The organism is Candidatus Gorgyraea atricola, from assembly GCA_030765235.1.
In the GTDB taxonomy this organism is placed as follows: Bacteria; Omnitrophota; Gorgyraeia; order Gorgyraeales; family Gorgyraeaceae; genus Gorgyraea; species Gorgyraea atricola.
This window is the reverse complement of sequence record JAVCCW010000002.1, coordinates 19,614-32,811: the sequence shown is the minus strand read 5'-3', so window position 1 is coordinate 32,811 and position 13,198 is coordinate 19,614. Positions and strand designations below refer to the sequence as shown.

1 protein-coding gene is annotated in these 13,198 nt (G+C 40.7%); it reads right to left on the bottom strand.

What is annotated here, in order from left to right; translation table 11 throughout:
* Positions 1–41: 41 nt before the first annotated feature.
* On the bottom strand, positions 42–13,100 hold the full coding sequence (locus tag P9L93_00685) for a hypothetical protein (protein ID MDP8229601.1): 13,059 nt from the start codon (positions 13,098–13,100) through the stop codon (positions 42–44).
* Positions 13,101–13,198 lie beyond the last annotated feature (98 nt).

Below are 13,198 nucleotides of genomic sequence, written 5' to 3'. Positions count from 1 at the left end.
GCTAAGGTAGTATTATACCACAAATTCCTGATTTTCAAAGGTTAGACGCCTGATACAATAGCCCTGGTTGTCTTTCTGTTTAATCTGCTATCAAGTACGCTCAGATCAACGCCTCTCATATTATAGATTTCCATCAATACTCTTTGCCTGTTGTTCAATTTGATCTTTTGGTTTTCCTTGAGAGCATATTTATTTGTCCATGCCCCAGCTTGCACCTTTATATTAATACCTTCGATACCTTTGACATAGTTGTATTTAGCTTCATCCATAGCTATTACCACCACTGCTTTTTTCTGCACATTTACTGCTTCATGGACAAATTTCTTAAAGTTAGATACATTCGTTATGCTGGCTGCTGCTACAACAATGACCCCTTCCATTATCTGCGTACGAAGCACCTCTGCCTTTGCAATCTCGTCACCAAGGCCTGCGTCTATAAAATCATCGGTCATCTCATACGCATCGCCGATTCTGCCTTCCTGCATCAGGTTCATAGCTTCCTTTTGCAGTGCACTGAAATTAGTTGGCGTATAAGCTGGAAGTTTTTTGTCGTTAAACTCTGCAGGTGCAGCGCCTGGACCATCGAATGGACTCTTCTTTGCTTCCTCGATCTCCACCTCATACCCTGTATTCACGAATTCCAGGTCAAAGACCTGGGCCTTTTTGAAGATGTTCTTGCCATCATGCATAAAGGCAGGGTCATTGTTATTAGGCAAATTGTTTAAATATTCCACAACTAGTGGCTTATCTTTTGGATTCCTGCACCACACCTTCATGAAACCGCCTGGTGAGCCTGTGAATGCAAAGCGAGCGCCGAGCTTATTAATGTCTTTCTCAAACTTTTCAAGGAGCCTCTTCAGATGCTCCTGTGTTGTAGGATCCATGATATTTCTTGAAGTTTGATATGCCTTTAGCATAAGATCAACATTTTTAAAATTACCAGTCCTCTGCGTATCTTCAAAATTATCCTGGACCTTATTTACATCAAGCATTGCCTGATAGCCAAATCTATCTCGAACTAAGTACTGGCTTAACACAGCTCCTAATCTATCTCCTGAATCCCTTATAAAACCAGAACCAGGGAAAAATCCTATAAAGTGTTTATTAAATTTATCTACATCAACGTCTAGATACTTTACATCTGGCTCATCATAAAGGCTACGGCCATCTCCTGCCCTATGAGTATATATCTTAAACGCACTCTCTCCGCCAATAGGACGTCTCCAATCCTGTGGCCCACTGAATAGATCCAGGTAATAGCATTCCAGGACCTCGCTAAGCTCGCCTATCTTTGAACCCTTGTCTATTGTAATAGGCGTCTCACCCACCTGTAATTGCTGAAGTGCAGTACATAATGCTGTTGCAACTGCACCGCTTGTGCCCAGGCCAGTGCCGCCAGGAATAATAGTATCTACTGATATTTCCAAACCTCCGCCATTTGTAAACTCTAATATATCAGCTATCACATTTGTAGAACCTTCCTTTATAATGCCAGATGCCTTAAGACTAGCTTTAATCATCCTAAAAGGCTTATCTTTCATATCAAAAAACTCATCATAAGAGAGCTTTCCTTTTAAAGGTATCTCTACAGGTGCACCATCATAAGACTTTGCATGCAATTTAAGCACCTTCTCTTCTATCCTTGTTACATCCACTGTGCCAGCTGATTCTGCCTTATTATTTTTCATAATGTTAAAGGCAGCTAACCAATAGCTTATGCTTTTAATAGACTTAGTGTGTTTTCCAGGATTATCCTGATTGCAGCGAGAAAGAGAAAGCCCTACTGGAAATTTAACCCGGATCCGCCTTCCATAAAGGGCCTTATGTACTGGTTTAGCTGATATTGCGCCATATTTCTTATTAAACTCATAATACCTCTTTAACCTGGCAAGCCTTGGCACGATCTTCTCATATCTCGCTGCAAGTTTTTCCAAACCATCGCTATCTAGCACCTGATTCTTTAACTCGTGGACATCTGCTATTAAATTCAATGACCTTTGATCTTGATGCGTTTTCTTTGTAGAGTCCTTGAACCGTTTTAATGCAGCATAACAAAAATCTGCATTATCTGTACCAATAGTAACAGAAGCACCCATGTCCCTTAATTCATCAAGCGCCTTAGCAATAAATGCCATTGCCCTGGAGGTATTGTCAAATACATACTCGTCAATAGGCATACTGTTTGTATAATCCTCAAGATTATATATAAAATCAACAAGCGCGTTTTTCTTTATTTCCTTATCCGAGATTAAATCAAAAAGGCTCTTTATGGGAGTACTTAAATCTTGACCTATAATCTCTTTGGCTACTTCAGGTAAAACCTTTGCAATAATCTCTTCAGCTGCATCGCGATCAGACGAAGTTAAACCTTTCAGCCTCTCTATTAAATGATCTATGCAATAATGGGTCAAAAATTCATCTGAAAGTGTTTTTTCTAACGCGATATCTTTGACTAAATCTGCAACACTATTCAGTGCTCGACCTCCTGCTGCAAAATCCATCGCATTATCTATAAAAATATTGTACCTCTTTACTTCTTCGTGGATTGATTTTCTTACTGCTGAACGTAGTCTTAGCCTATCCTCTGCGCTTAAACGTCTAACCAATGCGCCCTGACCCAGACCTTTAGGGATAAGCTTGGGATTAACTTTTTTCGCAGCTGCATTCATGAGCTCAATATCATCGTAAGTGATAAACTTAAAAGCCTCTGCCAGGCTAATTTTACCATTCTTATGCTTAATTATTCCGGCAATCCTCAGGCCAGCTATCTCACTGTAAAGTGTGCTCTTGGCCACTTTCTTTTCTCTTCTATTATTTGCCTGCTCTAGCAATTCATCTATCCCAATCCCTTGTTCCGGAATAAGCCCCATATCACGCAGCGGCACAAGCACTTTATCCAACAGCGTATAACTCGACCCCGGCGTAGCATCGTCGGGCTTTTTGACAGATTTTTGAAGGTTCTTTAAATCCTCGAAAGACGATGATGATTTTTCCCAAAAATTAAACAATGGGCCGTCGTATAGAGGATCAGTTGCCTTAGTATGTGTAAGACCTGCGGGCTTTGGATTTGCGTCTAGGATAAAAGGCTCAGCACCTGTCATATTTGACTTATCTATAGACTCTCTTCTGTATGCTTCATCGTAAGTCACATCAATGCCTGCAAATCTAAGCCCTAAAAACATTGCTGATTGTTTTGCCATGGTCTCACCTGTACGTAGAACCAAATGGCCGTTATCCATGCCCATCAACCTAATGGGTTTTCCATCTCCAAGATCAATGTATAATTTATTGAATGCCTCTTCAGAAAATCCTATGATTCTTCCGCCCTTAGCAATAGATGTAATAAGCGCATCAGGAGTAGGTGCTAACTGTAAATATCCGCTTTTTACTTCATAATCATGGCCACGTGCAATAGATGATACATTGTATCTAAATACACACACGTATGTTGTTTCGCCTCCGTCTTCAGAATAGCGAATATTACCTTTATATTCGCGCACGATCACACTATCTGTATTTTGGATCTCTCTTATATGCGCTATAGCTTGTGTTAAATCAGGGCTTGAAACATCTATTAGAAATGCCTTAGCGCCCTGTGTCTCAGTACCTGTGTCAGGCTGAACAACAATTGGTATCTCTTTAAGTCCCCTTTTTTTTGCCTCACTCAAAATGCTAGTCAGACCATCATTAAGTTTCTCTGTAACGCTATTTTTCTCAGTGTCCTGTGAAATAATGATAGTGCTAGGAGTACTTATTACTGCCTGGCGTTTCCATATACGATAACAATCGCTCTTGCTGTCTGCTTTTTCAGCAAACTTATAAGGATTGACCTCATCTATATCATTCTTCTCAAGCACCTCAGAGATTTCCCTATGCGCTTCTTTACTTGCATAAAGCGTTAAGGCGCGGTCGATCTTGATTGGCTCCTCAAGCTCTATCTCTTTTAACTCGCCTGTTATGTGACTATAGATGATAATCCTACGAGCCTTTCCATCTTCTGTGAGATAATGCTTATCAACGCCTATTACATTTCTCAGTTGCTTGCCCTGACTTACAACTCCCTGTGCAAGTGAATCATGGATTAGAGCATAGAGCTCGTTTGTGAAATTCCTTCCACCCTCATGCACTATTGCGAAACTCTCCAGATCCCCTAAAATCTTCTTTGCTTCCTTTACCTTTACCTTGCCAGGCACTATTTGGAGCTCTGGCGCAACGCGTTCGCCACCTATTGCCTGCTCTATTGCAAGATCCTTGATCCTTGTGAAATAATAATTCTGGTTTGTGTTGAGATTTTTCAAATCAAGGCCTTTTACAAGCCCTGCTTTTACAATCTTACTAAGTCGAATAAAGCTTGTATTCCTAATCGCATCTTCAATATTAAACTTCTCAGGGTTTAAATCAACTATTGCCTGACCCTGCTCTATAGCCCAATACTTAGCTAGGACACTCATCTGCTCTATGGTGAATTTTTGATCCTTGGCCATGCCAAGCGCAGCCCTAGCCTTTTCTGCTGCCCTCTCGAGCATAGTTGACTCTTTTGTTTCTACATCAAGCTTTTTATCAGGAGAAGTTTTACGAGGGCCAGGTGAAGATGGCGGAAATGCACTTGGTCCAAGATTAGCTATGCGAGTCTCTTCTCCTGGCTCCACGCCTATATTTTCTAAGAGCCTAATATCATCTATCCCAACATTATCAATATTAAAATCCCGTCCTTCTCTAAGAGCAGCTCTCCATTCCTTGGCCTCTTGCCTTTGTGAAAAATTCGGGACAAGACCTATGCCTGTATTAGGCTCGAATAAACGCATTTCTGTTGCTATTATTTTTATCTTGCCCTCAAACCTTTTCCCATTTTCATCTCTCAATATGGGCCTACCACCTATTCTAACTCCTGCTTCATTATAAATAGGTTCGACATCTACGAGCTCACCTGGTGTTTCCCATTCTATCTTTAGTGCAAAATCATTCATAAGATATGGTATCCAGCTGTAAGGAACGCCCCTTAAGTCTTTTAAATGCGTGTTCTTTCTAAGCGCAAACACCTCATCGCTCTCGCCCTCTTTCTGCTCAGCTATCTCAGGATATTTCTCTTCCATGTATTTAGTCATAGCCTTGTTTACCAATATGCCTTTTTTCTTAAGATCATCCAAGATCATTTTCTGATACTCAGGCTGTATAAACTCTTCCAATAAACACTCTAATGTGCCGCCTTTTCCTACATTAGTAGCGACCTGTAAATTCATTAGAAGTATAGGATGAGTCATTTCATACTCTTGACCTGGGCCAGGTGAGCTAAATATACCTCTAAACGTCGCATATATCCTGTCTTTAGGATACGACTCTCGCTTTACAGATACATTGCCCTCCATAATTTGCCTATCTACAAACATCTGTAAAAGACCTTCTGAAGCCCATACTTCTGGCGACCACAAAAGTGCCTCTTGTATTACTACATTTTGCAGTACACTCCTTGCATGCACCACATCATAGACAAACTTAGCTGCCTTCTCTAAATCACCGCCCTTTAAAATAGTAAAGGTATCAAGGTTTCTAGCGCCAGACTCCCAACTACCTTTTATAACAATATCTGGAAACTCCTTTGAAAATTCCTTTAAACCTTTATAGTCAGTCCCTGGGACACCGTCTATAATAAGCTTTATAATCTCCTCTTCACTCTTACCTTTTTCATATTTCTCGAGCCAACGAATCTCAGCAGGAGTGCTTACGCCTGAACCTTCAAATATATCCTTATACAGCGCCTTATCATAAGATGCGTCAAAGCTTGCCAATGTCTGAACCGTAGCAGGCAGGCCTAATTTCTGAAGCTCTCCTTCTTCAAATAATTCTAATTGGTGATATGGTATGACATTATCAGCCTTAATAGGCTTTGTAAAACGCCCTGCTATCATTATACCCTGTGATATGCGTACACCTTTCTTCTGTAGTCGTATTGCCTCTTTCTCTGCATCTCTTCGCTTACACCTGGTATTCTTCATCATGCTTTTTATAAAATCTTCTCTTTCTATTTTATCAACGAGTTTTCGTGCATCTTTTCTTTTGTAACCCTTATTCTTAACCAGGGCCTCTACAGCCTGCTCTTTTGAGATACAGATAAACCCGGACTTATTCATGATAACAGGCTTTTTGCCACCCACATCTTGAGGCTCATCATATCTATTTGCTACTATAATTGCGCCTCGCTTACCACGCGCTAATCTTTGCCTGTTAAGAGCAGCGCTCTTTCTAATTAAGGTTGCGGTATGTGTTCTTGAAGGCGGAAAACCCATATTTACAACAATACTTTCATCAGCATTTATTATGTCTGGATCAAACTCAGGAAATACCAAAGGTATATGAAAACCGTCACTCATATTAAAAGCAAGCTGCCTCTTTGTGCCATAGGAACGCCACTTTCTTCCAGCCTCTGTAGGCGCATTATTTCCTACAGGAACTATTTCCTTACCATCTTTAAAATTACCAAAATATGCATCCTTTTCTTCCTGGCTCCAGTCTGCTACATCAGTAATATTGGAATAAATACTAAGAAAATAATCATCCAGCCACTTATGTTTTTTAACAGCCAATGCATACAGCTGGTCTCTTGTGTAATCCTTATAACCTTCGCCTTTTGTAAGTACATAAGGTAGGTATGGTGCCATGTGATCATATATGGTCTCGCCAAAGAAATCAGCCAAGTCATGCCACAGCTTATCCTGCTCTACATTTTGCCTTTCCAGCTGCACGAATTCTATTGTCTGGCCAATAGCAAAGGTTGCATAAAATAGCTCTATTCCTGCTTCAGCTATTTTTTCAAGTTTTTTCTTATCTCCTTTTGCAGCCTCTGCGAGTCTACCAAAGTCACCCTTAGAATCTGTATAAGTGCCTCCAATCTTCCTCCATATATCAATATTTATCTCCCTGCCTGTGTAGAGGTCTTTTATGTTTTTCAAAAACTTCTCTTTTTCTTCTTTCTCTTTATCTGTACCTTCAGGCATTATCTCATTTACAATACTTTCCAGGCCTAATTTTGCATGTGCAAGGAATTTACCTGTATGACTATTCAGACGGTCCCTGATCTCTACCTGCTCTTCAGGACGGCCTTTCGCATCAAACAATTCCTGCATCGATGACTGTAAAGCGCCTAAACTACCTCTTGCCTCATCGATATAATGATCAAAGCTCTTTCCTTTATGCTCATCTGCTTTCAAAACTTCTTCAAATCCTTCTTCTCTGCGTCCAAACGCCCTAAACCTTATTGCCTTAAGACGGTATGCAGCCCTCTTCTTTAAAGCCTCACTTGCTGCGTCCTCCGATGCCTTTGAAGAGCCTTCCTTCATTTCTTTCTCTTTATACTTCTGAGCCTCTGGAATAAATTCAGGCAATGCAAGCGCTCTAGCAATCTCATTTTCATGCTGTTTATTTACAACCTTGACATTCTCGTTCGATGCTGTTCCCGAAGAGCGTGTGCTTATAATATTAATGGCCTTGCTAAACTTCTCTCTTATCTTCTGTATCTCTTCTTCTGACTTACCAACTACCAGATATCTTCCGCCCATTGTAAGCCATGTGCCAAAATCAAGCTGATCTAAACCAAGGCCCTGATTTACTCTTGAAAGGCCTTCTGTTATAAACTGATCTCTTTCTCTCCAGCGGCCATAGTCCTTGTATGTTATTTCGTCCTGCATTTGTTGATCTGCCTCATTCCTGTTAATTATCTGATCCATGATACTATAATAAATCTCTTGCGCTTCTTCAATGTTTCCTATATCTCCATCACTGTCTGCGACTTTCCCCAAGGCCTCTAATATCCTTGCTGAGCGCTGCCTCTTAGGCATCATATTTTCTTCACGCAGATGTTCAATAACCTTCCAGCCCTTATCAATAGATGTATATATACCTTTTCCTGGCCCTGCTATATTATCGCATGCTGCAAAAAACATCATGATATCCTCATCTGTATATGAGTTGTTTATTCTTCCTACGCCGCTATCTGATACATAGAGCTTACTGTTTGGCCTTCCCGTAAGCATCAGTTTAATAAGCTTTGGATAGTCATATCCTATCTCAAGAAGTTCTGGAAAATCTATGTCAAAGTCCACTACATCAGAGCCCTGGATCGCCTGCATGTAACTATGATAAAGGCCTCTTTCTTTTAAAACCAATGCATGTATCGCGCCCTTAATAGAGACTGAATAGGGCTCGCCTTTTATCTTGTAATGGATCTCGCTATTGAGTAGTTTTTTTCTATCCTTTTCTGGCAGATCTTTTATACCTGCCCATTTTTCAAGTTCCCCTCCATATACGTATGCATTTGTATTTATCTGATCCTCTGTAAGGCCATATTCTGCTAATCTAATTGCAGTTTGGTCTGCTATCTGTTCTAACCGTGTATCGTCATGATAATGCAACGCATCTTCAGTAGATGCCCTTGTGGATGAAACATCTCTTATATCTGCCATATGGCCAGCTGGTTTAAAATCTTCTTCGAATTTCTTGATTACCTCATCATCTTTTCCATCAACAAGTTTAAAATCATCATACATGGCCTTACTTACCATCTTCCTCCGCTCTAATACGCGCATCTTTCTCTTTTTCTCATCACCCGATAGCTTTTGAATTTTCTTTTTTTCAGTCTCGAGTTTTGGTAAAGATGTAAAACCAAGTTCATCCAGATAATACAAAAACTGTCCTTCAGGGAGAAGCTGATGTACAAGGGCATCTCCTATGTGCGCCAGCTGATCCTTTCTTCTTAAGCCTGCTGAAGTCCTTAGATCCTGGACCTTTTTATATTCTGACGTAAGCACAACTATTGCGCCATCTCTCATGCCATGTTTAGCTAGAGTCCTTCTTATTAAAGAAGTTTTATCCGTAACCATGTACCTCTGTATCTTTTCAACATCTTCTATCATTACCTTCTGCGCCATGCGCGCGCCAATATTCTCAAATATCTGGTCAGCAGTAGCTACTTCCTCCCATGGCTTCCCTAACTCTCCTAATACCTTAGCTATCTTTGTCAAGTTCATTACAAGTATATCTTCTTCTCGTAGGCCTACTTTCTTTTTTCTTACCTCAATATAAGGGCGCATGAATTCATCTATTTTTTCTTCACTTAATATCTCCTTGGCTGCCCAGGTCTCCCATTCAAATTCACTTGCAAACTGAGACCTTTCCCGCAGGAGCTTCTTTGCTATATCTTTAACCAAAGGATGCAGCTCCTTTGGGATGCCCATCTGTGTTAGTATTCTCTCGTTTAGAAGCCCACCTACATACGCAAGAAATAACCCATCCTTTGTAACGCAATATCCTGCGTATCCTGCTGAAGGAGGCGGGGCACCTCTATCTTTATCCCTCCTAAGCCTCATCTGGTACAGCATAAATTGCGCATCTCCTACGCCAACAGCTCTTACTGTCTTGGAAACCATTGCAGCAAATGCCTTGCCAACTTCCATGCTGGCATTCTCAGCAGTCTTTTGTATCTCCTGCCACTCAAGCCATGGCTTTGCTACCACGCCTGCCTCATTTATCTGGTTATAAAACTCTATACCTGCGATCTCCGCTTCTTCGTCCTTTGCGCTTAACCACTGAAACCACCTTACGATCGACTCCATCTCTTCAGCGCCCAGGTCAACTCTGCTGGGCACATAGATCAAGTTATACCTCTTTTTTGCTCCGCTTGCAGTGTAGTTATATCTTACATCACTTGTTAAACCCCATGCCCTGTGCTTTGCTATGACCTCTCTTCTTGCTATAGACTTGGCTAATGAAGTATGATTGCGAAGATACTCCTGTGCCTTTTCTTTAAGCGCAAGGTCCTTGTTTTCTTCATGTAACTCTAATAAAAGCCCGGCCCTTGCCTCGATACGTATGAAATTATCAAAATCCTCTTTAAAATCCTTATTCTCTTTTATGGCCTTTAGTTCTGCTTTTTTCCTGCTTAGGCCTTCTTCCATCAGTATTTCTACACGATCTTCTATAGCACTTCCATTGTAGTCTATGACACGTCCTCTTGCCGTTTCCTCAAGGTTTTTTTTGTTTTTCTTTATATAAGCATCTACCTCTTTTGGATCCTCTTTATTGTCTAGGTCTACTTTCTTGTCCCTTCTCTCATAAAACTCTATGAGCGTTGCAAGTTTTGCTACTTCTTCTGCCAAAGGCCTATTCATTGAAACAACTATGCCCATAGCAGCAGCATCGTCATCTTTCTTCAGATTATTCAATACCTTTGCCTCCTCTACTTCAGACCACATACCAAAGTCATTTATCACGCTCATATTTAGGGCATTAAGACGCTGTTTATATTCATCTACCTTATCTTCTACTTCCTTTTCCCATCCTTCGCCTTTGATCAGATTATACATGGACATTTCACTCTCTAACCATGTCTGGACAAAACCGCCTGTCATGCCTGCTGATTCAGTGGTAAGGATATGCACAGTAGTCACAGGCCGTCTTTTCTTGTATGCCTCTTCCTCTAATGCCACGGCTTTTTCTGTTAGATCAGATGTTAATTCGCTATCTGCAGTAACAAGGCCTGCCTTAATAACCTTGTCCCTTACTGCGTTGATCCTTGGTGTAGATTTCTGTTCTTTGTATAATGAAATGTCTTCTATGTTATCCTCATATGCCTTTCCTATCAAGGCGCCTAATTCTGCAACTCTTTCACCTAATGCGTTTTCAATGATTATCTGGCGATATGCCTCTTCCTTGCCATATTCCTCTGATATTTTTTCAACTTGTTTTCTGGTTAGTCTGGTTTTTACCTTGCCTCCAATTATAAGCCTATTCCAAAGATCACGCGCAATACTGGGCCTTTTGCTTTTGAGTCCTTTCTTTTTTTCTTTTTCAAATTGTTTCCTTAAAACCTCTAATTTTTCACCAACCTTATTATCTGATTTTACAAGTTCATCTACGAGTAACTCACGGCCCAGAGTCACGTGCTCAGAATCCATTACCTCATCACAGTTCTTTGCCGCTTCCTCAGCTACCCATCTAAAAAATGCCTCCATGCCAGCCTGATCAACCTCTGTCTGTGTCTTCTCTATCTCTATCTCTTTTCCATCCGGTCCTATAACTGTTTCTTTGATCACCCTTTCCTTGATAAATAAAGGTATGGACTCTATCCAGTGATTTGCTTTTGTGAGCCAGCTGTAAGTAACCTTTTTTCCATCAGGCCGGGTAAAGGTCGCGTCTCCTTTTGTAGCATACCTGAGAGCGCTGCCTTTTCTAAAAAAGTCCTTTAATACTTCTATCTTTCCTGGAAACGCGTCCTGGCCATAGTTTAACTGCGCTATTCTCTGGGTCTCTCCTGGTAAGAATCTTTGTTGGAGAATCAGATAGGCTGAATTCTTTGAGTCTGCGTATTTAATAGTATCTTCGTATTCATTGAGGAGTTTTTTTATCTCTATAGACTTTGCATAGAGCTTCTTTGTCAAATTCTCAAAATACGAGTCAGGCCTTCCGCCAAAGTGTTTTTGGTCTTCTTTTTCTTTTTCATTATTTATCTCTTCTGATCTTTCCCTGACCCAATCATCTAAATCGCGGCCCATGTGCCAGGCAGCACCTTTAAGCTGCGAGAGAAACACCTTCTTTTTCTTTCCGACTCCGAATGCAAGGTTTCTAAACCTGTTTACAGCTGGAGAAAGCTCTTCAACGCCTTTGGCTGCCTTTTCTAATTTAAGGGTGATATCTCTTAATGGAGAAAGGTCCTTTATTTTTTTTGAATTACTTAAAAGAAGCATCTGATTGCCGAATGAGCGACTGACCCTTCCACACACAAGCATGATGTCTTCCTCGCGCATCTTGTCGCTTACCCTTTTTATGTTCCCGATCTCTGCGTCATCGTCAAAACTAGATGTTATTGCCGCATCGATCTGTCTTCTCTTCTCATCTATATCCCCGTCTTCTGTGTCCCTAAGTAACTCTGCCACCTTTTGCTGGTCATAGGCCACATCTATTAGCTCCTGGCCCATTAGCCACAATGCCCACTGATCCTTCCACTTAAGCGCCCTTTCTATATTGACAAGGAGTTCTTCTTTTTTATCGTTATCATATCGTCGTCGTCCGTCATCTTTAAATACAGACTTTAGCGCCTCTTTAAGGGTCTCATATCCTTCCGAGTTCTCTATAGTATTCCAAAACTCTCTTGCCTTTTGCTGAGACAAAGCTACACCTACATCATGAAGCACTGTGCTTGGTATACCCAAAAGCGACTCAACATTCCATTCCTCTTCAATCTCTTGCGCAAGGCCAAAATTGCCCTGTGCCTTTAATGCCATGGCAAAGGAATTATTCCCATCTATCCTTCCTGCATCCAGGACTTTATACAGGGCATTTTTTTCCTTTTGGCTCATGACGTCATGCAGATCAAATGTCTTCATTATGGCAAGCTGTTGATCCATGCCTGAGAGATGGCACCATTCGTGAAATTGACCCAAGGCAGAAAGTACTAATGTGCCAAGGAGTATCTCAGGATCTTTTGAGGTGAGATTCGTATCTTCTCCATATTCTATATCAATTACGTCTCTATTTGCTAGATCCAAGTCAAATCTAGTAACCTTTTTTTGAGTATCTGATATATCTGTAGACGCAGGCGCTATGTCCATAAGTGTGTCATTATCTTCTACAAATTCAACATTCTTTGAAACACGCGCCTTCTTGACTTCAGTCAATACCTCTTTTACAAAACCCTGTTTCTCGTATTTCGACAATATCGTTCTACCTGCCTCAGTATGTATGGCAGCTACCTTTTTGACACTGTCACTTGCACCATCTGAAACCTCTATCTTATAATCCTTCAATAGCCTACTAAATATCGTTTTCCCAGCCTCTACAACCTTACCCTGCCCACGCCTTACAACATACTTTATGCTTTTCTTCCCAGTTTTTTCATCTATTACCTCGACTGGCTTCAGCATCTTCACAGGCATGGTCTCAGTTTTAGATTGGGTGTCTTCAGTTATATCTTTCTGCTCTGCTATCATCTCTTTATTAAAAGACATCGGAGCCCTGAGATGGGACCTTGGCGCTGCAGATGCGAAATTTGTCAGGAAAAATATTAGGATTGTTACGATTGAAATGACCTTGTTGATTTTAGTGCGGTACATTAAAACTCTCCTTATATATCTGTGTTATACATAGGTTATATATAGCATTTTATAATATATTTATAAACTATTCAACTAGTATAAGTTTAGCATAAAAA